The sequence below is a fragment of the Clostridium coskatii genome, from assembly GCF_001675205.1.
In the GTDB taxonomy this organism is placed as follows: domain Bacteria; phylum Bacillota; class Clostridia; order Clostridiales; family Clostridiaceae; genus Clostridium_B; species Clostridium_B ljungdahlii.
Map to the genome: position 1 here is coordinate 32,711 of NZ_LROR01000036.1, position 22,699 is coordinate 55,409.

General features: G+C 32.4%; 22 protein-coding genes and 1 other annotated feature. Of the genes, 17 read left to right on the top strand and 5 right to left on the bottom strand.

Annotated features, from left to right (window positions below; genetic code table 11):
• Positions 1-630: 630 nt before the first annotated feature.
• From CLCOS_RS06145 to CLCOS_RS06200, 13 genes are all read left to right on the top strand, one after another.
• On the top strand, positions 631-1,608 hold the full coding sequence (locus tag CLCOS_RS06145; protein ID WP_063601283.1) for a metallophosphoesterase family protein: 978 nt from the start codon (positions 631-633) through the stop codon (positions 1,606-1,608).
• A 26-nt stretch (positions 1,609-1,634) separates the two neighbouring features.
• Positions 1,635-1,769: a hypothetical protein gene (locus CLCOS_RS22955; RefSeq protein ID WP_275507162.1), complete on the top strand. Its 135-nt coding sequence runs from the start codon at positions 1,635-1,637 to the stop codon at positions 1,767-1,769.
• Between the two features lie 189 nt (positions 1,770-1,958).
• Entirely contained in the window at positions 1,959-2,519 is a 561-nt protein-coding gene (locus CLCOS_RS06150) for a PadR family transcriptional regulator (protein WP_063601284.1), read from the top strand.
• An 18-nt stretch (positions 2,520-2,537) separates the two neighbouring features.
• Positions 2,538-3,239: a flavodoxin family protein gene (locus CLCOS_RS06155; protein ID WP_063601285.1), complete on the top strand. Its 702-nt coding sequence runs from the start codon at positions 2,538-2,540 to the stop codon at positions 3,237-3,239.
• Between the two features lie 38 nt (positions 3,240-3,277).
• Complete coding sequence (locus tag CLCOS_RS06160) at positions 3,278-3,898, top strand: VC0807 family protein (protein WP_063601286.1); 621 nt, start codon at positions 3,278-3,280, stop codon at positions 3,896-3,898.
• Positions 3,899-3,947: 49 nt separating this feature from the next.
• Positions 3,948-4,181, top strand: a binding site (T-box leader).
• A gap of 135 nt (positions 4,182-4,316) precedes the next feature.
• Positions 4,317-5,747 (top strand): anthranilate synthase component I, encoded by a 1,431-nt coding sequence (gene trpE, locus CLCOS_RS06165; protein WP_063601287.1) that lies wholly within the window; start codon positions 4,317-4,319, stop codon positions 5,745-5,747.
• A gap of 1 nt (position 5,748) precedes the next feature.
• Positions 5,749-6,354 carry an anthranilate synthase component II gene (locus CLCOS_RS06170; RefSeq protein WP_063601288.1) on the top strand — a complete coding sequence of 202 codons (606 nt, stop codon included), beginning with the start codon at positions 5,749-5,751 and terminating at the stop codon, positions 6,352-6,354.
• On the top strand, positions 6,320-7,333 hold the full coding sequence (gene trpD / locus CLCOS_RS06175; RefSeq protein WP_013238270.1) for an anthranilate phosphoribosyltransferase: 1,014 nt from the start codon (positions 6,320-6,322) through the stop codon (positions 7,331-7,333). The genes CLCOS_RS06170 and trpD overlap by 35 nt, the downstream gene beginning before the upstream one ends.
• 13 nt (positions 7,334-7,346) lie before the next feature.
• Positions 7,347-8,123, top strand: a complete 777-nt coding sequence (gene trpC / locus CLCOS_RS06180; protein ID WP_063601289.1) for an indole-3-glycerol phosphate synthase TrpC — start codon at positions 7,347-7,349, stop codon at positions 8,121-8,123.
• A gap of 13 nt (positions 8,124-8,136) precedes the next feature.
• Positions 8,137-8,766, top strand: a complete 630-nt coding sequence (locus tag CLCOS_RS06185) for a phosphoribosylanthranilate isomerase (RefSeq protein ID WP_063601290.1) — start codon at positions 8,137-8,139, stop codon at positions 8,764-8,766.
• Positions 8,766-9,941, top strand: a complete 1,176-nt coding sequence (gene trpB / locus CLCOS_RS06190) for a tryptophan synthase subunit beta (protein ID WP_063601291.1) — start codon at positions 8,766-8,768, stop codon at positions 9,939-9,941. The genes CLCOS_RS06185 and trpB overlap by 1 nt, the downstream gene beginning before the upstream one ends.
• A complete protein-coding gene (gene trpA, locus CLCOS_RS06195) occupies positions 9,941-10,726 on the top strand; it encodes a tryptophan synthase subunit alpha (RefSeq protein WP_063601292.1) in 786 nt (261 codons plus the stop codon). Before trpB ends, trpA begins: the two co-directional genes overlap by 1 nt.
• 117 nt (positions 10,727-10,843) lie before the next feature.
• Positions 10,844-12,910 (top strand): glycosyltransferase family 39 protein, encoded by a 2,067-nt coding sequence (locus CLCOS_RS06200; protein ID WP_063601293.1) that lies wholly within the window; start codon positions 10,844-10,846, stop codon positions 12,908-12,910.
• A 358-nt stretch (positions 12,911-13,268) separates the two neighbouring features.
• Here the strand turns inward: CLCOS_RS06200 and CLCOS_RS06205 are convergent, their stop codons facing one another.
• Positions 13,269-14,363 (bottom strand): NAD(P)-dependent alcohol dehydrogenase, encoded by a 1,095-nt coding sequence (locus CLCOS_RS06205; protein WP_063601294.1) that lies wholly within the window; start codon positions 14,361-14,363, stop codon positions 13,269-13,271.
• A 15-nt stretch (positions 14,364-14,378) separates the two neighbouring features.
• Positions 14,379-16,322: an FAD-dependent oxidoreductase gene (locus tag CLCOS_RS06210; RefSeq protein ID WP_063601295.1), complete on the bottom strand. Its 1,944-nt coding sequence runs from the start codon at positions 16,320-16,322 to the stop codon at positions 14,379-14,381.
• A 242-nt stretch (positions 16,323-16,564) separates the two neighbouring features.
• Between CLCOS_RS06210 and CLCOS_RS06215 the strand changes: the two genes are divergently transcribed.
• Both CLCOS_RS06215 and CLCOS_RS06220 read left to right on the top strand, forming a co-directional pair.
• Positions 16,565-17,491, top strand: a complete 927-nt coding sequence (locus tag CLCOS_RS06215) for a LysR family transcriptional regulator (RefSeq protein WP_063601296.1) — start codon at positions 16,565-16,567, stop codon at positions 17,489-17,491.
• Between the two features lie 570 nt (positions 17,492-18,061).
• Entirely contained in the window at positions 18,062-19,354 is a 1,293-nt protein-coding gene (locus tag CLCOS_RS06220; RefSeq protein ID WP_063601297.1) for a S41 family peptidase, read from the top strand.
• Positions 19,355-19,396: 42 nt separating this feature from the next.
• On the opposite strand, the gene CLCOS_RS06225 is transcribed toward CLCOS_RS06220, so the two are convergent.
• The 3 genes from CLCOS_RS06225 to CLCOS_RS06235 all read right to left on the bottom strand — a co-directional run bounded on the left by CLCOS_RS06225 (position 19,397) and on the right by CLCOS_RS06235 (position 20,878).
• The gene (locus CLCOS_RS06225; protein WP_063601298.1) at positions 19,397-19,591 is read right to left on the bottom strand and encodes a hypothetical protein; all 195 of its coding nucleotides are present in this window, start codon (positions 19,589-19,591) and stop codon (positions 19,397-19,399) included.
• A gap of 176 nt (positions 19,592-19,767) precedes the next feature.
• Positions 19,768-20,133 carry a DUF4363 family protein gene (locus CLCOS_RS06230; protein ID WP_063601299.1) on the bottom strand — a complete coding sequence of 122 codons (366 nt, stop codon included), beginning with the start codon at positions 20,131-20,133 and terminating at the stop codon, positions 19,768-19,770.
• A 16-nt stretch (positions 20,134-20,149) separates the two neighbouring features.
• Positions 20,150-20,878 carry a DUF421 domain-containing protein gene (locus CLCOS_RS06235; protein WP_063601300.1) on the bottom strand — a complete coding sequence of 243 codons (729 nt, stop codon included), beginning with the start codon at positions 20,876-20,878 and terminating at the stop codon, positions 20,150-20,152.
• 230 nt (positions 20,879-21,108) lie between these two features.
• Between CLCOS_RS06235 and CLCOS_RS06240 the strand changes: the two genes are divergently transcribed.
• Both CLCOS_RS06240 and CLCOS_RS06245 read left to right on the top strand, forming a co-directional pair.
• Positions 21,109-21,435 (top strand): DUF3870 domain-containing protein, encoded by a 327-nt coding sequence (locus CLCOS_RS06240; protein WP_063601301.1) that lies wholly within the window; start codon positions 21,109-21,111, stop codon positions 21,433-21,435.
• A 121-nt stretch (positions 21,436-21,556) separates the two neighbouring features.
• On the top strand, positions 21,557-22,633 hold the full coding sequence (locus CLCOS_RS06245; RefSeq protein WP_063601302.1) for a dipeptide epimerase: 1,077 nt from the start codon (positions 21,557-21,559) through the stop codon (positions 22,631-22,633).
• Positions 22,634-22,699 lie beyond the last annotated feature (66 nt).

Here is a 22,699-nt window from a genome sequence, read left to right on the forward strand (position 1 = left end):
AATACATTTTAAGTATACTATTTTTTGTAACCAAATTAAATATAAACCAGCAATTAAAGGAATTTAATATATATTTAACAGTATTTAATAGTTATATATTACATATTGTTAAAAATATACAAATAAATCTTTCAGGCACCTATTTAATTAGAAATGACCGCTATTGGATGAATTCTTGGAGAAACATTATACGATAAGAGTATATCTATTTTCATGTTATCTTTAAAAAGAATAACATAAAAATAGATATACTTTTTATTGTTGTAATTATATTTTTCGCAGCGGTATTATTTATATAAAATCTATGAATATTAAATGCGTAAATTGTATATTGCTAATTATATATGAGATTTAATAATTATATTAGAATATTAATTGTGTAGGAGGATAGCAATGGATAAGCAAAATCCACTAAATGAAAATCTAGAACGAGGTTTGCAAGAACGTCATATCCAATTTTTGGCTCATTCAGTACTTATGCTAGCGAATTTATAGGGCCCCTTACAGGTTATAATACAATTATTTTCAATTAGACAATAGTTAGTGTTATTTATAAATATGAGAACCTGAATGCACATCTGCAATTGAGAGGAGAGATTAAAAATCAAAGCAAGGATGTTAACCATTCTAATGATATTTGTTATTATTACTGCAATCACTTCATGTGGAACTAGAAATTTGGTGGATAAGGAAGAAAAGACTTCACCATATTCAAGTACTAGTACTGAACAAGAAAAAAATGGATCTCTGCGTTTTGTAGTAATGTCTGATTGTAGAGGGTTATGCGGAGGAATTAATGTAAAAGCTGTTGAAAAAACTCTCCAAAGCATAAAAAAGATAATACCTCAGCCTTCATTTGCAGTTATGCCCGGTGACTTAGTACAAGGTGGATTTGGATATTTGGGTATAAAGATTCAACTGCAGTACTTTAAGAATACAGTTACCAAATATTATCCCATTGATTTCTTTTATCCTGGTTTTGGAAATCATGAAGCAACATCTGGAGCTAAAAGTGAGCAGGCATTTGAGGAAACTTTTCATGAGTTTAAAGCAAATTTTTTAAGAGGATATCATAAAACAGTCTATTATTTTGATAAAAATAATATTGGATTTTATATGCTGAATTCTAACCATCCTGGTGAAGATCATAGTATATCGGATACACAGTTAAATTGGATAAAAGCAAATACAAATTTGAAAAAACATAACTTTTATTTTTTTCATGAACCTGCGTACCCAACAGGCTCTCACGTGGGCAGCTCGCTGGATGTAAATAAGCTGCAGCGGGATAAGCTCTGGAAAATCATTAACCATGCTGAAAATACAATGGTTTTTTGTGGACACGAACATAACTATACCCGACGTCATATAAATTCAGACTTCAATGAAAGCATTAATGGTCAGACTTTTAAATTCAACAAACTTGTCTATCAAGTTACCACAGGTACTTTTGGAGCACCATTATACAAAGATTATATCGATAAAAAGAACGTAGACATACCACCTGTTAAGGAATATCACTTTGCAGTAGTGGATGTAAATGAAAGTAAAGTCGAAGTTACAGTCTATAATTTGGATGGAAAAATAATTGACCATTTTGAGCAGTAAAAAGATGCCATTAGCTTTATGCTGCTATGGTTAAGACTGTGAATTTAAATTTAAATTCTGAAGATATAACTAAAATATTTGACGAATTCATAGATAATATTGTGCTATGGTGTATTCAAGTATATTTTTGTCTGCTTGCAACCAATATATCATTTTTATAACACAGACCGAATTATTTTTGAGCCACATCCCTATAGTTAATAGAGATGTGGATCTATTATAATGTTTTAATATATATAACCAACTTTTTTCATAAAAAATTTAATTTAAATATTGATTTTATATATCACTATGATATAATAAATAACATAATATATCATAGTGATATATAAAACAGAGGTGAAATTGAATTGTCAAAAGTAAATAAAACAAAATATGCTATTTTGGGAGTACTTAACCATATATCAGGATCTGGATATGATATTAAAAAATTTTGTGATTCTTCTATAAACTATTTTTGGAATGAGAATTATGGACATATATATCCTGTACTAAAGAAAATGGAAGAAGAAAAACTTATAACAAAACAGGTTGAGCAGACAGAAGGAAGACCAAGTAAAAATGTTTATTCTATTACAGAAAAGGGCAGAAAAGAACTAAAAGAGTGGATTATGCTTCCTGTGGAAAGTATTCCTAACAGGTCAGAGCTTTTACTAAAGATTTCTCTTTCAGGAAATGTACCTACACAAAATGTCATTGAAAAAATTGAGAGCGTAAAAGAAGAGTGCGAAAAAGAATTTGAGGAATATTCGAAAATTGAAGAAGCATTTAACACAGGAAAGATAAAATTAGATGAAAAAAATTTAGCTTTGTGGAAGTCCACTGTTAGGTTTGGAAAATATATTGAAGAGGCAAAATTAAAGTGGTGTGATGAAACACTGAAAAGTTTAGAAAATATAAAAGATTTATAGATTAAGGAGATGTATAAAATGAAAGTGTTAGCTTTAAATGGAAGTCCAAGGGGAGAAAAGGGAAATACAGAGGTTATTTTAGAAAATTTCCTTAAAGGATGCTCGAAAGCAGGAGCAGACGTAGAAACTATATATCTTAAGGATAAAAAGATAAATCACTGTAGAGGCTGCTTTACATGTTGGACAAAGACTCCTGGAAAATGTGTTTATAAGGATGATATGAGTGAATTGCTAGACAAAATAAAAGGAGCAGATGTAATGGTATATGCAACTCCTCTATATTATTTTACTGTAACTGGAATAATGAAAGATTTTATGGATCGTATGCTGCCTATGAATAAGGGTGAAATAGTTAAAAAGGATGAAAAATATTCTCATATCCGTCGATTTAAAAAGGGACCAGTAAAGACTGTTTTAATCTCAAATTGTGGTTTCCCCGGCAGATATAATTTTTCCGGTTTACTTGAAACTTTTAAAGTTATGACTAAGGGAAATCTTGCAGCGGCAATTTTAAGTGATAAAGGTGGGGTACTTGCTGCTTCTAAAGATAACGATATGCTGAAAAAATTGTATGAACCTTTCTTTAAGGCAGTAGAAAAAGCTGGAGAAGAAGTTATAAAGTGTGGATATGTAAAAGATGATACACAAGTTATACTTGACAGGGATGTTATTGATACGGAAACGTATTTAAAGAATGCAAATAAAAATTGGAATGAATAAATTGGAGGTTAGCTATGTAAAAGTCATATGCCAATGGTGTGAAAAATAAAAGTTCAATATTGAGAAATATATTAAATAAGGATTTTGTTGTAAGTGCTATAATACCTGTTGTGATATTTTATGTTTTTGATAAATTTAAAATGACTTTTAGTGGAATCATATTTTCTGGTTTGTGGAGCATAGGTGTTGTTATAGCAAATTTTATTAAAACAAGAGAACTTAATGCTTTGGCAGTAATGGCTGTAGCTTTCTCAGGAATTGGTTTGGTGGGAAGTGTTATTTCTAAAAATGCTACCTTTTATTTTGTATCTCCTCTGGTTGGAAACGCCTTAGTTTCTTTACTCTTCTTTTTGTCTTTATTGTCTAGGAAATCTTTGATTGAAGTAATAGTGGAACAAAGCTATTTAAAAAATGCTCCACAAAAGATGAAAAATGATAAAGATCATAAATTTGTTTGGAGGTTTCTCAGCGCAATATGGGGATTTGGAAATTTAAGTCAAGTGATTTTAGGCGTTGTACTTCTTAAAGTTGCATCCATGAGTTTATACTATGCTGTAATTAATATATATGGAAATATTTTAAGTATTTTGCTCCTGGCATTTTCCATTACATTCCCAAAAATATATTTCAAAAAGAAAAGCCAAAAGATTAAAAATTAGTATTGACAACGGGGAAAAAAAGCTTTAATATATAAAACAAGTTAGTAATATAAAACCTGTGAAAAGAAATAGTAAATATGGAAATTTAGTTTAAGCGAATTTGGGGTAGTGTAAGCCAAGTACTGTAGTCTGTATTGAATGGGTCTTGGAGGTGTAATGCAAAATTATAGTAGCAAAAACCGGTAGTCTACCGTTAAAAGGACAGGGTATCGAGTAAATCTGTACCTGGAAAAGATAGTTTGTATTTAGGTGGCATAACGAAATTTAACATTTCGTCCTTTAAGGATGAGATGTTTTTTATTTTAAAAAAATTCACCATAAATAGAGGCTAATTTGGGTGGCAACGCGGTCATTTCGTCCCAGTTTAAGGATGAAATGGCCTTTTTTGTATAAATTTAAATCAAAGAGGTGGTATTTTGTGATCAATCTTAAAAAAGAAGAATTTTATTATTATAAAAATTTGAAAAAGACCTTCCCTTTATTTATAAAAATAAATGGAGATGAAATTACCCCTATAGGTATTTACTACAGCTTGGAAGAAAAAAATAAATTCTTATTTGAAAGTATATATTCTGAAAATGAAATAGGAAGATATTCTTTTGTAGGAATGAATCCCTATAGGAAGATAAAAAGCTGCGGAAATGAAATATGTGTAGAAGATGAAAGTGGAGTAAGAAATGTTCAGGGAAAAGTGCTGGATTATATAAAGAAATATTTAAATGTACCTTATGATAGCCTTGGACTTTCCATACCATTTACAGGAGGAGCTATAGGTTATGCAGGATATGATGTAATAAGACAGTATGAAAAGCTGCCAGTGGAAAATGAAGATGTTTTAAAAACACCAGAAGCATATCTCATGTTTTATAGATCTTTTGTATGCTATGACCATTTTAAACATGAAGTTTATTTTATTTACAATGTGGCAGAAGAGGATGAAAGTTCTTACGAAAGTATTGTAGACTCTCTGGAAAGTTTGAAAGATATGATATGTACAAGTAATGTTATTCATAAACTTTCAGAAGTTAAAGAATGCAAAAAATTTACATCGAACGTTTCAAAAGAAAAATACTGCAGCATGGTAGAAGAAGCAAAAGAATACATAAAAGCTGGGGATATATTTCAGGTAGTTTTGTCACAAAGGCTGAAATTTGAAAGTACTTCGGATCCCTTTGAAGTATACAGAAGATTAAGAGCTAAAAATCCTTCACCTTATCTTTTTTATATAGATTTTGAAGAATTTAAAGTAGCAGGTTCCTCTCCAGAAAGCTTAGTAAGTGTAAAGAATGGACGGGTTATGACTAACCCTATAGCGGGTGCAAGACCTAGGGGAAAAACTTTGGAAGAGGATTTAAAATTAAAAAAAGAATTGTTAGAAGATGAAAAGGAAAGAGCGGAACACGTGATGTTAGTTGATCTTGGGAGAAATGACATAGGGAAAATAAGTGAGTTTGGAAGTGTAAAACTAGATAGATTTATGGATGTAGATTTTTACTCTCATGTTATGCATATAGTTTCCAAGGTTTCAGGAGATTTGAGAAAAGATTTGGGATATTTAGATGGATTAATATCTTGTTTGCCTGTAGGAACTGTATCTGGAGCACCTAAAATAAGGGCTATGGAGATAATTGATGAGCTTGAAGATACTAAAAGAGGTATATATGCTGGTGCAGTTGGATACTTTTCACTTAATGGAAACATGGATACCTGCATTGCAATAAGAACCATACTCTTTAAAGATGGTCATGCGTACGTTCAAGCTGGTGCAGGAATTGTGTATGACTCTGTTCCAGAAAGAGAATATCAGGAAACATTAAATAAAGCTATGGCTATGATAGAGGTGATATAAGATGATACTTTTAATAGATAATTATGATTCATTTACTTATAATCTTTACCAGTATATTGGTGAAATATATAAGAATATAAAAGTTTTTAGAAATGACAAAATATCACTGGATGAGATAGAGAGGTTAAATCCTGAAGGAATAATACTTTCCCCGGGACCAGGTATTCCTGAAAATGCAGGTATATGTATAAAGGTTGTAAAAAAATTCGGGGGTAAAATCCCTATTCTGGGGATATGCCTTGGGCATCAGGCTATTGGATGTGCTTATGGTGGAAAAGTAGTGAGAGCAAACAATATAATGCATGGAAAGACATCAGAAATAAGCATAGTTCCAAATAAATTATTTAAAAATTTGGAAAATTCTATAAATGTTATGAGATATCACTCTCTTATAATAGAGAAAGGTACTTTACCAGAAGAACTTGAGGTGACAGCAGAAAGTTTGGATGACAAAGAGATAATGGCTGTGAAGCACAGGAAATATGAAGTTTATGGACTCCAATTTCATCCGGAATCAATTCTTACAGAGAAGGGAAAGCAAATAATAAAAAATTTTTTGGGGGGGATTTGTAATGTTACAGCAGACAATAGAGAGAATCATATGTAAAAGTAATTTGGAGGAAAGTGAAGCCTATGAAGCTATGAATGAAATAATGCAGGGAAATGCAGAAGATTCTCAAATAGGAGCTTTTCTAGCAGCCTTGAGAATGAAAGGTGAAACTGCAGAAGAAATAACAGGATTTGCAAGGGCGATGAGGGATAATGCGGAGAATTTAAAACTAGAGTCAGAGTATGTTATTGATACTTGTGGAACAGGAGGGGATGGAGGAAGAACATTCAATATATCCACAGCAGTATCCTTTGTAGCTGCAGCTGCAGGAGTGAAAGTGGCAAAACACGGCAACAGAGCAGTATCAAGTAAAAGTGGAAGTGCAGATGTACTTGAAAAGTTAGGCTTTAATATAAATTTAGAACCAAAATATGCTTCCAATTGTATTGATAAAAGTGGTATGGCATTCTTGTTTGCTCAAAAGTACCACCGTGCAATGAAAAATGTAGCCGGTCCAAGAAAGCAATTGGGTATAAGAACAGTATTTAATTTACTAGGCCCACTTACGAATCCAGCTTTTGTAAAAGGCCAGGTACTTGGAGTATATGATAAGAATTTAACTCACACAGCGGCAAAAGTACTTTCAAATTTAGGCTGTGAAAGGGCTATGGTAGTTTGTGGAGAAGATGGACTTGATGAAATAACTACTACTTGTAATACCTATGTGAGTGAATTAAAAGATGGAAAAATATCAGATTATAAAATAAATCCAGAAGATTTTGAAATTAATGTATGCAGTATGGATGCCATAAAAGGATATACTGCTGAAGAAAATGCAGCACTTATACGGGAAATTTTTCAAGGAGAAAAAGGTGCTAGAAGAGATATTGTAGTTTTAAACAGTGCAGCAGCTTTATATGTTGGAAAAGCATGTGAAAGCATGGAAGAAGGAGTGAAGATGGCAGAAGATATTATAGATTCTAAAAAAGCTTATGAAAAGATGAATGAACTCATAAAGTGCAGTAATAATTTTTAGGAGGCATGGAAAAATGATACTTGATGAAATAGTGAAAGCTAAAAGACCTCAATTGGAACTTGAAAAACAAAATATGCCTCTTACTAAGATAATAGAAGAATGCAGTGGAAAGGTTACAAGAGATTTTAAAAAAGTACTTGGCAAAGAAGAAATATCTATCATTGCAGAGATAAAGAAAGCATCACCTTCAAAAGGTATTATTGTAGAAGATTTTGATCCTGTCGGCATAGCCAAAATATATGAAAGCATAGATATAGATGCAGTGTCTGTACTTACAGAAAAAAATTTTTTTAAGGGAAGTGATAAATACATAAGCAAAGTAAAAGGGGTAAATTCAAAGCCCATTTTAAGAAAGGATTTTATAATTGATACCTATCAAATATATCAATCCAAATTTATAGGTGCAGATGCTATTTTGCTTATAACAGCCATCTTAAAAGATAAATTAAAAGATTATTACAGTTTAGCAGAAAGTATTGGGCTTCAATGTCTGGTGGAAGTACATGATGAAGAAGAACTTGAAATTGCACTTGAAGCTGGATGTTCCATTGTAGGAATTAACAATAGAAACTTAAAAGATTTTACAGAAGACTTAAAAAATACAGAAAGAATTATAAAGAAAATACCAGAGAAAGTTTTAGTAGTGTCTGAAAGTTCCATAAAGTCTCCAGAAAATATAAGATATTTAAACGGGTTAGGTGTAAGTGCGGTGCTTATAGGAGAAACTTTTATGAGAAATATTAAAGACGAGTACAAATTAAGAGATTTTATAAAACAGTCCAAGTTTTGAAAAGGGTGAATTTATGACTTTAGTAAAGATATGTGGTATAAGGCGAGTTGAAGATGTGGAAATTTTAAACAAGCTCCTCCCAGATTATGCTGGATTTGTGTTTTGTGAAAGCAAAAGGCAGGTTACTTTAAAATTAGCAGAAGAGCTTATTAAAAATTTAGATAAAAAAATAAGGCCAGTGGGAGTTTTTCAAAACAATACTTTGGAAGAAGTGAAAAATACAGCAGAAATGTTGAAGTTAGATGTAATCCAGCTTCATGGAAGGGAAGATGAAAGTTATATAAAAAACTTGTATCCATTTAAAATATGGAAAAGTGTAAGCATTGATGGAAAAGATATATTAGATAATGTAAAACACAAGATAGATAAAATATCAAATTATAATGTGGAAGCAGTGCTTGTAGATAGCAGTGTAGGAGGAAAGATTGGAGGAACGGGCATAAACTTTAATTGGAATGTATTGAAAAACTTAAATATAAATAAGAAATTGGTACTGGCAGGAGGTCTTAATCTGGATAACATAAATACTGCTTTAGAATGTGTAAAGCCCTATGCAGTAGATGTATCCAGTGGAGTTGAAGAAAATGGTGTAAAGAGTTTTGAAAAAATAGATCAATTTATAAAGAAAGTGAGGAATTTTTAATGGATGGAAGATTTGGGAAATTTGGAGGACAGTATGTACCAGAAACAATAATGAATGCAGTTATGCAGCTTGAAAAGGAGTTTAATAAAGCAATAAAAGATGAAAAATTTATAGAGGAATATAAGTACTACCTTAAAGATTATGTGGGAAGAGAAAATCCACTGTATTTTGCAAAGAATTTTACTGAAAAATTAGGTGGAGCAAAAATATATCTTAAAAGAGAAGATTTAAACCATACGGGAGCACATAAAATAAACAACGCACTAGGACAGGTGCTCCTTGCAAGGAGAATGGGCAAAAAAAGGGTTATAGCTGAAACAGGAGCCGGACAGCATGGAGTAGCTACAGCTACGGCAGCTGCTATCTTTGGCATGGAATGTGAAGTATTTATGGGTGAAGAAGATATAAGAAGACAAGCTCTTAATGTATTTAAAATGAAAATATTAGGATCAAAAGTAACTTCTGTAACTTCTGGAACGGGAACCTTGAAGGATGCTGTAAATGAAGCTATGAGAAATTGGGTGTCAAATATAGAAGATACCTTTTATGTAATAGGTTCTGTAATGGGACCGCATCCTTATCCAACTATGGTTAGAGATTTTCAAAGGGTAATTGGAGATGAAGCTAGAAAGCAGATTTTGGAAAAGGAAGGAAGACTTCCTGATTATATCATAGCTTGTGTAGGCGGCGGGAGTAATTCTATGGGAATTTTTTATCCCTTTGTAGAAGATACTTCTGTAAACTTGGTAGGAGTAGAGGCTGCAGGAAAAGGACTTGATACGGATGAACATGCAGCTACTATATCAAAGGGGTCTGTAGGGGTAATTCACGGTATGATGACTTATGTACTTCAAGATGAGGATGGTCAAATACTTCCTGCTTATTCTATATCAGCAGGACTTGATTATCCGGGAATAGGACCTGAACATGCATATTATCATGATATAAAAAGGGCAACTTATGAATCGGCTACAGATAAAGAAGCAGTGAATGCATTTACTTACTTATCACAGGTTGAGGGAATAATTCCAGCACTTGAAAGCTCTCATGCCTTAGCTTATGCCATGAAGCTTGCTCCAAAACTTAGTAAGGATAAAATAATCATTGTAAATTTATCTGGAAGAGGAGACAAAGATATAAATACTATAGCTAATATAATGGGGGTAGAATTATAATGAATAGAATAGATTTAAAGTTTTCAAAGCTAAAGGAAAGAGGAGAAAAAGCTCTAATACCGTTTATAACTTCCGGAGATCCAGATTTAGGTACTACTTTTGAATTAGTAATTGCAATGGAGGAGGCAGGAGCAGATATAATAGAACTTGGAATACCTTATTCAGATCCTCTGGCAGATGGACCTACTATACAGGCATCTTCAAATAGATCCCTTAAAGGCGGAACGAAAATAGCAGGTATAATGGATACGGTGAAAAAGATAAGGGAAAAAACAGAAGTACCTCTTGTGTATCTTGTCTACTATAACTCCATATTCAAATATGGCATGGAAAAGTTTATAAGAGAGTGCAGCGAGTGTGGAGTAGACGGAATTATAATACCAGATCTTCCTATAGAAGAGAGAAAGGACATCGCATCCATTGGAAAAGAATATAATGTACATCTTATTCCACTAGTAGCACCTACTTCAAAGGAAAGAATAGAAAAGATAGTAAAAGATGCAGGTGGGTTTGTATACTGTGTTTCTGTAAATGGTGTTACAGGTACGAGAAGCAGCATAAATACTGATATTGAGGAATATATGAATATAATTTCAAGTTATACGAACGTTCCAAAGGCACTTGGATTTGGAATATCCTCAGCAGAGATGGCTGCAAAATTCAAGCCTTATTGTGAAGGCATAATTGTGGGAAGTGCAGTAATTAAAAAGATAGAAGTTGGAAAAAGTAAAGAAGATATAATTGAAAATGTAAAAAAATTCATTAAAGAATTAAAATTAGCTTAGAATGAAAAAGATGCTATTTTCACATTGTTAATAAATTTGACACTCAAATAACATATTTGTAATGTAAATTTAATTAGAATTAGATTATTCATATTTGCTTGAAAGAAGGTTGGTATAGTGAATAAAAAAATTAAATTTACAAGAAAAAGCATTTTGTTATCATTAATTTTAATATTATCTTCAGTGTTGAATTTTGCTAATTTGGGTATAGAAGGAAATGCAAATATTTTTTATGCTGCAGGTGTGAAAAGTATGATGATGAATTTTAAAAATTTCTTTTTTGCATCTTTTGATCCAGCAGGTTTTGTGACCATTGACAAACCACCTTTAGGCTTTTGGATTCAAACTATATCTGCAAAAATATTTGGATTTAGTGGATGGAGTATAATTCTTCCACAGGCTCTTGCAGGAGTAATTTCCGTTGCAATTATATATCATCTTGTTAAAAGATCTTTTGGAACTTCGGCAGGGCTTATTGCAGCATTGTGCCTTGCAGTAACACCAATATCTGTAGCAGCAGGCAGAAACAATACAATTGATAACTTACTTGTACTGCCTTTATTACTTGCATGCTGGGCTGTTCTTATAGCAGCTGAAAAAGGTAAGATTAGATATCTTATACTGAGTTTAGTTCTTGTAGGTATAGGATTTAATATAAAAATGGTGGAAGCATATATGGTAGCACCTGCTATATATATAACATATCTTCTTGCTTCTACTATGAGGTTTAAGAAGAAAATAAAGGATCTTATTTTAGGTACAGTTGTGCTTTTAGTAGTATCACTATCCTGGGCTATAATTGTAGATTTGGTACCAGCAGGTAATAGGCCTTATATAGGCAGTAGTACTAATAATACAGTTATGCAGCTTATAATAGGTCACAACGGATTAGAGAGAGTTGGAATAAGCGGAAGAAATGCTGGTAAAGATCAAAAGCAGCAAGGAACATTAAAAAATGAATTTAATAAAAACAATACTAAAAGAACAGCAGGTTGGGGTGACTTTGGAAATAGGTCTAATGAATCAAATAAAAACAAGTCATATGCTAATAATGTACAAGGTGGTATGAGATCTAACTCAAAGTCCGGTATTTTTAGATTATTTGGTAATGGCAATATGTCAGATCAAATATCCTGGTTTTTATTATTTGCTATGATTGGATTTATTGTTGCAGCAATAAACGAAAAGTTAAAGGCTCCCTTTGATAATAAAAGAAAGTTATCATTAATATTATGGGTTATGTGGTTATTGCCTGAATTCATATATTTTAGTTTTTCAAAAAATATAACACACACATACTATTTAACAACAATGGCACCATCTATTGCAGCTTTGACTGGAATTGGATTGTCAGCTATGTGGACATTTTATAAAGAAGGTGGCTTAAAATCCTGGATTTTACCAATAGGGCTTATTGCAAATGGTTGTGCTGAGATACTTATTTTATCTTATAATTATAATAGATCAAATGGGTACAAGATTATAATTATAATAACAGGGATTTTATGCATTATATCTTCACTAATATTATGTATAATTAATTTAACTAGAAGTAAAGAGAAAAGTTCAGGTTTTAGTAATAATACAGCATTAAGTAAAACACTGGTTAGTATTGCTTTTATAGGAATTTTAGTTGCTCCTATAGTGTGGTCATTTACCCCAATGGTTTACAAAATGAATGGAAGCAGTCCATCAGCTGGATTGGAGCTTGCAAGGAGTAATCAGCAAAGAGATATGGGTAATACTAGTAACTCAAAACTCATAAAATTCTTAGAAAATAATAAAACAAATGAAAAGTATCTTGTTGTAGTACCTTCAGCTAATTCTTATGGTTCGGATTTAATACTTAAAACTGGTCAACCTGTAATGGCACTTGGAGGATTTAGTGGATCAGATCCTATACTTACAGTAGACAAGTTCAAAAAATTGGTTAGTGATGGAGCTGTAAGGTATGCTTTGGTAAATACAGGCAATGGAAGAGGCTTTATGGGTTTCGGGGGTTCTGGAAGCAACTCGAATAATGATATTGCTAATTGGATTAAGAAAAACGGAAAGGTTGTTCCAGATAGTAAATGGAATAATTCTAATACGTCTAAGAGCAAGGCTGAAAATCAGAGAACTAATGGATTTAGTGGATTTGGCGGAGAAAACAATTCTATGAAATTATATGATTTAGGTATATGACGCAAAATGGGGGCATTGGAGTAAAATAAATTACGTTGTTAGATAGAGTCTCTATAGTATAAAATAACGTGAGTTCGAAGAGTAAAATGGAAATATTTAAGGTATAAAAAACCCATCAAAATGTTTTATTATTATAAGTGATGAAACAAACAAAATAAAACATTTTGATGGGATTTTATACAAGATTTATTAATAGAAATATTTTATGGCATAGATAATTATTGTATCCATTTTGAAGAATATTGCAAAAATTATTACTTAAGTAATGATGAAAGTAAGCCTCATTTAAATTATAATATGAGTATTCTAAAACTTTCTTGTACCTTTCTTCGAATGTAAGCTTCATTTTTTCAGCCATTTAAATTATTTTTAATACAGCTTTAATAACTTTACCATTGTGAGAGTCTTCAAAAGCTTTGTTAATATCTTCAAAATCATAGAATTTAATTAATTTATCAAATGGAAATTTACCTTCTTTATAGTATTGAATTAACTGAGGAATAAACAACTTTGGAATAGAATCACCTTCTACAATCCCAATTAGAGATTTTGCTTCACCCATTAATTCTTCTTGTACATTAATGGTCAAATCTCCAGTTGCTCCTAACACTACTGCAGTACCTAAGAAACGAACACAAGCAAGAGCTTTCTTTACAAAATCACCAACTCCAGTGGTATCAATTGCATAGTGGCATCCTCCATTTGTGATTTTCTTAATTTCACAAACTATATCATCAGTTTCTTTTCTGTTTATAGTATGAGTTGCTCCAAGCTCTTTTGCAAGTTCTAAACTGCTTGGATTTCCTCCTACTGCAATAATTTTTGAACATCCTGTAATTTTAGCTGCCATAATAGCACTCATTCCTACAGTTCCACATCCAAATACCGCAATAGTAGAACCAAATTTTGGATTTAATCTATTTAATACAGCACCTGCACCTGTTTGAATGCCACAACCTAGGGGACCTACCAATGCAAGATCTATATCATCATCAACTTTTATTGCACTGTTTTGATTTACCACTGCATAAGTTGCAAATGAGGATTGTCCAAAGAATGAAGATATTTCTTTCCCATTTTGTGAAAGTCTTTTTGTACCATCACTCATAACCCCACCAAAATTAATTGCATTAAAATTTTCACATGCATGTTGATGTGCACTTAGACAGTTTTCACAATGTCCACAAAACCCAAAGGAAAATCCAACATGGTCACCCTTTTTAAAGTCAGTAATACTACTACCAACCTCTTCTACAATACCACAACCTTCATGCCCAAATACTGCTGGTAAAGGTACCGGAATCACTTGTAGTTTTGCAACTTCATCAGTATGACAAACACCACTTGATACTATTTTTACAAGTATCTCATCTGCCTTTGGTGATGCTAATTCTACCTCTTCAATTTTAAAATCTTGCCCTTTTTCATGAACTACTGCCGCTTTTATTTTCATAATAATCCCCTTTCTTTAAATATCTAGTGCACGATAGTATCCGTTTGTAACTGCATCAACAACACGACCCGGCTTAATACAGTCGCCTGTTTCAAATACACGTGGCGCTGCGTTATAGAAGCTGTCTGCAACTGCACGGTCAGCTTTCATACCTGCTGCTAACAAAATGCTGTCAGCCTCAAAAGTAACTTCACCATCTGTTGTTTCACAGACAAGTCCTTCAGCTGTAACAGCCTTTGCCTTTGTATTTACATTAATCTTTATATTGCTGCCGCGCATTGCCATTATCATTGCACTCTTGTGCATAAAATAAGAATCTGTTGCCCAATCGCTTTTCATCTCAACGATTGTAACATCCTTTCCAAGGCTATCCAGATAAATTGCACATTCGCATCCAACAAGACCTCCGCCAAGGATAACAACTTTTTGCCCAAGTGCAGGAGCTTTCTGATGAAGAGCTTCAAGACCAACAACTTTCTCATTATCAATTCCAGGGATTGGTGGAACAATTGGTTTAGCTCCAATAGCTGTAATAATGACATCAACATTCTCTGCTGCAGCCTGCTCAGCAGTGAGCTCTGTATTCAAACAAACCTCAACGCCTGATTTCTCCAAACGTCCTTTTAATACGTTTACAAAGTTGAACATATCCTGCTTAAAAGGAATATACTGTTCAGAAAGAAGCTGTCCGCCAAGTTCACTGCTCTTTTCATAAAGAGTAACAGAATGGCCACGATCAGCTGCTGTAATAGCTGCTTCCATACCGCCTGGACCACCACCAACTACGATAACCTTCTTTGGCGTTGTGACTGGAAATGCATGCTTGTTTTCCAGCTCATTACCGATAACTGGGTTAAACGAACAACAGAATGTTCTATTTGTTAAATAATTGAAGAAACAGGTGTAGCAGCGGCAGCAACGATTAATATCATCTGAATTTCCTGAAAATGCTTTTTCTGGGAAATATGGATCAGCCAGTGATTGACGTGCAATCTGTATGATATCTGCTTTTCCTGAAGCAATAATTTCTTCCATCATGTCCGGATCATTTAGTCCTCCTAATGTAGCAACTGGTGTCTTAACATGCTTTTTAATCTCAGACGCAAGATATACATTATAACCATGTTTAATAAACATAGATGGGTGAGTAAGTGTAAATACCTCCGGGTCTTCATGAATACCAGCAGAAACGTGGATAATATCGACCTTACCATCCAGCATTTTGGCCATCTTGATGCCTTCTTCGATTGTGTATCCATCTTTCGTATACTCTGCTCCACTCATACGAAATTCAATTGGATAATTAGGTCCAACAGCTTCACGTACTTTTTCTATTACCAGTAGTGGAAAACGCATACGATTCTCCAGACTGCCCCCCCATTTATCTGTTCTGTGATTCATGGTTGGAGAGCTGAACTGACCAAGCAGCCATCCATGACCACCATGGATAAGTACCATGTCAAAGCCAGCTTCTTTCACCAGTTTTGCACCTTTAGCAAAACAATCCGCAACTCTGTAGATATCCTCATCTGTCATGCTGCGAACCTGAAGTCCTTCTGGATTTATTTCATCATTGGGCCCAATTAATGTGCCATCAGCAGTGCCATGGCCACGGGCATTTCCATATTTTCCCCCGTGGGCTAGTTCCATTACTGCATTACAATTGTGACGATGTATAGCGTTTGAAGCTTCCTTAAGTGAAGGGAGAGACATTATGTCATAGAGCTTTATTTCCTTTGTGTGTGTACGACCAATAGCGTCTACAATACCAAGACCAATGGCTACACTGGCAAGACCACCGCGTGCACGATTTTCATGGAATGCGATTTCTTCTTTCCTCATATTACAGTCTGCGTCTAATTCCGGGTTGGACATAGGCGCACCAAAAATTCTGTTTTTAAAAGTAACTCCGTTAATCTTAATAGGGCTGGCAAGATGTGGATAATATTTGTTTTTCATATCCTTCTCCTCCTTTTTTATCTAAGTTTGATAATTTCTTGACACCTTAAGTATATATGATAAAATTAAGACAAAAAAGAAGAAAAATCATTGTATACCTACAACCAAAATGTTGTATGCAAAAAGTTGTTTCGTAAACATTTGCGATTTTTAATTATAGTTGTGCTATTTTCTATAAGAAATTTATTATACAATGTGTGATAATTTACTATATTTAAAAAAGTTATGAAGGAGGATGAGGTATGACATTCAGACAAATGGAAGTCTTTATAGAAGTATGCGAGTGCAAAAGTATCAATAAGGCATCTTCGGTATATCATGTGTCCCAGCAAGGAATATCCAAAATAGTTCGAGAACTGGAAAAAGAGCTGGGATGTCAACTGCTTTACAGAAATAGCAATGGAATATCTCCCACAAAATATGGTGCGTATTTTTTGGATGAATGTCGTATTATTCTGGAGCGAAAAAGATATATGTATTCCCATATTTCTCAGATAAAAGATGTGCCTCAGGAAACCATTTTTCTTGGTATGGCCTTTGGCGTAATTTCCGTAATGCCTTATAAACTGATTACAGATTTCGAGAATATACATCCACACGTGAATATTGAATATTCAGATCATGCAGACTTTTATCTGGAAGAACTTTTGAAAAAAGACGAATATGATTTCTGTATTACAACTGGTGTCATAGATGCAGACCGCTTTTCTGCTGAATGTTTAATTCAAGAACATATATATCTGTGTATTCCGTGGACACACGAATTATACCGCAAAAAACACATCCATCTAGATGATTTGAACTGTCAACGATATGCCATGTTTAACACACAATTTCACATCCGCCACAATTTTGTTGCCGCTTGTCAAAATGCAGGATTTAACCCAATTATTGATATATCCTCTGGTGATTTCAACTCCTTAAGAGAGATTGCACAACATAACAACCTTCTGTTTGTTGTTCCGGAACATACCATACGTCCGGATGATTCCAAACTCAGATATTATAAATTCCCGGATGATAACTTTAGCTGGGACGTATATTTCGTAAAGAAAAGAAATAAAGTGTTGACTGAAAATATGTTGGCATTTTATCGATATATAAAACAACAACTTCCTAAACTCAACAATCATCAGAGTACAATAGCTTTCCATGATCTCAATGAATAGCAAGCTCAACCTTTCAGGTTTCGCAATTACCCGGGGGACGTTAGCAAATTGTTAACAATTTGCTTTGATATATTTATAAAACCTGCCTAATCAAACCAGTTACTTGATGAAAATTTCATCCATATATTTGTGCATAATTGGAGATATACTTTATAATTCAATTACAGGCATTTTGTTTCAATACTATCCACAGTTTTTATTACTAATTAGTTCAAATATTCTTATTATAGTCCTACTAAATGTCATTGGACTTTTGATAATATATTTTGGCATGAAAAAACTTTTCTCAAATATTGAAAATCAATATAAAATCAATATTGATTTAAATAAGAAATAAGAAATAAGAAATAAGGATTGTAAAAATTTTACAAACAAAAAGATACAGGCTTTTATTAGCTGTATCTTTTTGTTTAGGTATTTCAATATTACAAAAATGTAACCTTAGATGGTAAAATGTAAGCTAACTCCATGGCAGAATATATAAAAATGAACTAATATAAGTATATGAATACAGTTATAGAAACAAAAAACTTAAAAATGTTCAAATTCTTTGACATATAGGGGGTATTTATGAAATTAAAGAAAAGAAAATTAGTGGTTATACTAGTAATAGCAGCTATTATAATTGCTGCAGCAGGAATATTTGCTTACAATTTGTTTAATAGAAAAGTAAGTTCGCCTGTACTCAATAATGCAAGTAGAAATGAAAAGTGGACAGCAGATTTAAAGTTTGTAAAAAGTGAACTGCCTAAAAAGCATAAAAATCTGTTCTTTTCAAAAAGTAAGGTCGAATTTGACAGGGATATGGATTCACTTATAAGTAAAGTTGACAAATATAATGATATGCAAATTAAATGGGAGCTTACGAAAATAATAAGTTCTATAAACGACAGCCATACATCTGTTGTTATGCAATCCAAATCAGCGTACCCCGTAAATTTTTTTCAATTTGAAGACGGAATTTACCTGGTAAATTCATCTTTAGCATATAAAGATTTCTTGGGCAAGAAATTAGTGGCAGTAAATGGATATTCCATAGAACAATTACACTTAAAACTGGATCCCATTATATCTAAGGATAATAAAGCTATTTTGAAGAATCAATTTTGCAGTTTACTTAGGTTTCCCGGTGTGCTTAAATTTGCAGGAATAGCAAAAAATGATGATACAGTTTTTACTTTTGAGGGGTCACCAAATACTAGTGTTACTGTAAAGTCTTTAAATAAAGAAGAATTTGATAAAACCAAATTTTTATCTGACGATTCCAAATATATAAATAATATTCCACTTTCAAAGAAAAACTCAGATAAAAACTATTGGTTTAAGTACATTGAAAAAAGCAGTACCATCTATGTGAAATACAATAGTTGTTCGAATATGAAGAATTATTCATTTTCAAGTTTTACAAAGGATGTATTTAAAACTCTTGACAGTAAAAAAGCTAAAACGTTGGTTATAGATTTACGTGACAATGGCGGTGGAAATTCTAAAATGTTTGATTCTTTTCTAGATGAAATAAAAAAGAGGAGCAATATAAATAAAAAAGGAAATTTATATGTAATTATAGGAAGAAAGACATTTTCCTCTGCAATATTGAATACTATGGATTTAAAAAACAGTACGAATGCTCTGCTTATTGGGGAACCAACCGGAGGCAAGCCAAATCATTTTGGTGAGGTTAAGGTAATACATTTATCAAACACCAATGTAGATATACAGTATTCTAGTAAATATTTTAAAACAACAAGTAAAGATACGGATTCCATTTATCCTGACGTAAATATCACTTTAAAAGCATCGTCTTATTTTAATGGTAAGGATGACTTTTTAAACTATATTTTAGATAGACAGGGTATTAAGTAAAAAAGTGTACCTGCATTTGGGAAAAATACGGGTACACTCTTTTTAGCTATTTGAGTCAAGTAAATTCACATTGAGATTATTAAACAAGTTATTATTGTAACTTTTAGCAGCTTGCTTTTGTAAATTTGCTTTTTTAATATCTTCTTCAGCTACTTGTGAGAGCATTCTATTTTCTGCTTTTCTCTGCTGTTTCAGTCTCTTTAACCTTTTTTCTAATAAGTCATCAAACTGAGTCATAAGTGATGGGCTGCTTTAATGATTTTATGTAATCCCTTGTGCTTTTTTCATCATCACAAATTGCTATATTTAACATTGTTTTCATGCACTCCTCTAGTGAACTATCGAAGTAAAAAATATATACTTTAACAAATGAGCGTTTTTTTGTAATGAAATTGTTGATGAAGTGAAAATTATTACCCACCAATGTTATCCCAATGCTCGTAGGCTTCATTGAGTTCCATAAATGCATTTGCTTTGTTTCTTGTGGCAATTGCACCCCGCAGTCGTGCTACATTCATGGTAAGTGAATCGATTTCATCCTTTTCTGCACTAAATTGAACTCTAGCGACTACTTTTTTCCACGCATTTGACAACTGATCAGTTTTTTTATAGGCATCATCCCATTTGCTATTTTTTACATCTTCCATAACCAGTTGAATACACTTGGGTATGTTATCATTTTTTGTCAAAGGCTTTTTTAAAAAATTATCGCTAATCATCACTAATACAAATAAAGTTAATGTTACTATAGGAATGGTTTTAACTAAAAAATTTCTCATAAATAACAGCTCCTCCTTAATAGGGTCCTTTATAGTCCCCGATGTCAGTTATCTTGACCATATGATCATCATATTTATCTACATAAAGAGATCCAGCAGGATTTAAAGTGGCTAGAAAAACATCGGAAATATTATTGATTTTTTGTAATTTCAATTGATGGATGAGCCATTGCTTAGTCTTATTTAGTTGTTTAAGATTTTGTTCAATAAGTATTCCATCATAAATGAGTTCTGTACTTATACCTGATGCTTTTTTAGGAATGTTCATGTCTTTAGCTGTTACAGGTTCACATTCAGGCTTTTTAAGTACAGAAAGTTGTCCGTTAGGTTCAATAATGGCAAAGTCTACATCTGATAAATCAAATACATCTTTATTTCTTAAAAGTTCCATAAGATCAGATACTGTATATTTCATCTGCCTCAAAGTATCTTCCATTATCTTGCCATTCATTATAACTATAGTTGGTTCACCACCTATATATTTTGCCGCATATCGCCATTTTATTGTTATATACTCCATTAAATAACTTAAAGCTGCCCAGCAAAATAAACCTACCCAATGGGGCCAAGCTCTACTTGATAAGTCTGTAGTGAGGCTTGCAGCAATAGATCCTATTGTAATACCTACTACATAATCAAAAAATGTTAACTGACTTATTTGCTGTTTACCTAATATCTTTGCAAAGATAAGTAAAGTAAAAAAACCAATAATAGAACGTACTAAAACAACTAATCCTTCATTCAATGTTATTTTCCTCCTGTGTTACTATTCTTTATACAGTAGTTATTATCCGATATAAGTTGAATTTTATTCTGTTTCTGTGGAAAAAGGTTTATTGTATTTTAATTATAGTTGTACCTGTAATTATTAGATTAATTGTTTATTAGTTGACTTTTTTCAATATTTATCATATTATATACTTAATAGCTAACAATTAATAATTAAACTTAATTTTCAGTTAATGAGATGATTTTATGTATATGGAAGATACGGTATATATAGTTGGAAATGCCAAAACTAATGAGGATAATGCCATTACCATTAAATTTAATTCTTTTTACATAGGTTTTGTAGTGGATTTAAGTACAGATAAAATAGTTGATTTAAATTCATCTTCTACACTAAGAACTACGGATGAATTTATAAGATCTCTTTTAATAGGTAGAAACCTTAGAATATTTGATGATAAATTAAAAGAAGAAGTTATAAAAAGATATCATGGTTCATCTCAAAAAGCCATTATTGTAGCTTACAGAGATGGAGTTAAGAAATATAATGAAGTGAAAAAAAAATATTTTTAAATTACTGTTTTGTTTATGGTAAATAAGTTACCCTTATTTTAAAGTGAATGAAAGCCAGTAAAAGCAATGTTAATATGCTTTTGCGGGCTTTTTTTGTATTAATTTCAAGGAGGTTCTCTAAATGAAAATAAAAGATATAAAAATAAAAAGAATATCCGTTCCGCTGAAGACACCATTTAAAACAGCGCTCCGTACTGTGGAAAGGGTTGAAGATATTATAGTTGAAATATACACAGATACAGGAAATATTGGCTTTGGAGAAGCCCCACCTACTGGAGTCATAACAGGAGATACTATTGGATCTATAATAGGGGCCATAGAAGATCACATAAAGAAATCCATTATAGGCATGGATATAGAAAATTTTGAAACTGTAATACAGAAATTAAATAAGTGCATTGTAAAGAACACTAGTGCAAAGGCTGCAGTGGACATAGCACTTTATGATTTATACGGTCAGTTATATAAAGCACCACTGTACAAGCTTCTAGGTGGGTTTAGAAAAGAAATAACAACAGATATAACTATAAGTGTAAATGAACCTGAAGAAATGGTAAAAGACAGTATAGATGCTATAAAAAGAGGATATAAAACTTTAAAAATAAAGGTAGGTAAAGATTCTAAAAAAGATTTGGAAAGAATGAAAGCTATAAGACAGGCTATAGGATATGATGTTCAGCTTAGAATAGATGCAAATCAAGGATGGAAGCCTAAAGAAGCAGTAAAAGTACTAAGAGAAATGGAAGATGCAGGACTTAACATTGAGTTTGTGGAGCAGCCTGTTATAGCACATGATATAGATGGATTAAAGTTTGTTACAGACAACGTATCCATACCAGTTTTAGCAGATGAGAGTATATTTTCCCCAATGGATGCCTTAAATGTTTTAGAGAGAAGAGCAGCAGATTTAATAAATATAAAACTCATGAAAACAGGCGGAATATACAATGCATTAAAAATATGTTCTTTAGCAGAAATACATGGAATTGAGTGTATGATAGGGTGCATGTTAGAAGCAAAAGTAAGTGTAACAGCTGCAGTGCACCTAGCTTGTGCAAAGAGTATCATAACTAAAATCGATTTGGATGGCCCTGTGTTATGTAAGGAAGATCCAATAAACGGTGGGGCAATATTCAATGAAAGCAAAATAACACTTACAGATAAACCTGGACTTGGAATAGAATCTATCAATTATTAATAAGTTAAAATGAAGTCCTTAGGCTAAATCCCTAAGAACTTCTATATAAATATTATATTTTAATAA

What these genes read in the sequence shown, in the direction of transcription:
- CLCOS_RS06145 (WP_063601283.1), top strand. Translation starts at nt 631, where the DNA reads ATGATATTTGTTATTATTACTGCAATCACTTCATGTGGAACTAGAAAT.
- CLCOS_RS22955 (WP_275507162.1), top strand. Translation starts at nt 1,635, where the DNA reads ATGGTTAAGACTGTGAATTTAAATTTAAATTCTGAAGATATAACTAAA.
- CLCOS_RS06155 (WP_063601285.1), top strand. Translation starts at nt 2,538, where the DNA reads ATGAAAGTGTTAGCTTTAAATGGAAGTCCAAGGGGAGAAAAGGGAAAT.
- CLCOS_RS06170 (WP_063601288.1), top strand. Translation starts at nt 5,749, where the DNA reads ATGATACTTTTAATAGATAATTATGATTCATTTACTTATAATCTTTAC.
- trpD (WP_013238270.1), top strand. Translation starts at nt 6,320, where the DNA reads ATGTTACAGCAGACAATAGAGAGAATCATATGTAAAAGTAATTTGGAG.
- trpC (WP_063601289.1), top strand. Translation starts at nt 7,347, where the DNA reads ATGATACTTGATGAAATAGTGAAAGCTAAAAGACCTCAATTGGAACTT.
- CLCOS_RS06185 (WP_063601290.1), top strand. Translation starts at nt 8,137, where the DNA reads ATGACTTTAGTAAAGATATGTGGTATAAGGCGAGTTGAAGATGTGGAA.
- trpB (WP_063601291.1), top strand. Translation starts at nt 8,766, where the DNA reads ATGGATGGAAGATTTGGGAAATTTGGAGGACAGTATGTACCAGAAACA.
- trpA (WP_063601292.1), top strand. Translation starts at nt 9,941, where the DNA reads ATGAATAGAATAGATTTAAAGTTTTCAAAGCTAAAGGAAAGAGGAGAA.
- CLCOS_RS06205 (WP_063601294.1), bottom strand. Translation starts at nt 14,363, where the DNA reads ATGAAAATAAAAGCGGCAGTAGTTCATGAAAAAGGGCAAGATTTTAAA.
- CLCOS_RS06210 (WP_063601295.1), bottom strand. Translation starts at nt 16,322, where the DNA reads ATGAAAAACAAATATTATCCACATCTTGCCAGCCCTATTAAGATTAAC.
- CLCOS_RS06215 (WP_063601296.1), top strand. Translation starts at nt 16,565, where the DNA reads ATGACATTCAGACAAATGGAAGTCTTTATAGAAGTATGCGAGTGCAAA.
- CLCOS_RS06220 (WP_063601297.1), top strand. Translation starts at nt 18,062, where the DNA reads ATGAAATTAAAGAAAAGAAAATTAGTGGTTATACTAGTAATAGCAGCT.
- CLCOS_RS06225 (WP_063601298.1), bottom strand. Translation starts at nt 19,591, where the DNA reads ATGACTCAGTTTGATGACTTATTAGAAAAAAGGTTAAAGAGACTGAAA.
- CLCOS_RS06230 (WP_063601299.1), bottom strand. Translation starts at nt 20,133, where the DNA reads ATGAGAAATTTTTTAGTTAAAACCATTCCTATAGTAACATTAACTTTA.
- CLCOS_RS06240 (WP_063601301.1), top strand. Translation starts at nt 21,109, where the DNA reads ATGTATATGGAAGATACGGTATATATAGTTGGAAATGCCAAAACTAAT.
- CLCOS_RS06245 (WP_063601302.1), top strand. Translation starts at nt 21,557, where the DNA reads ATGAAAATAAAAGATATAAAAATAAAAAGAATATCCGTTCCGCTGAAG.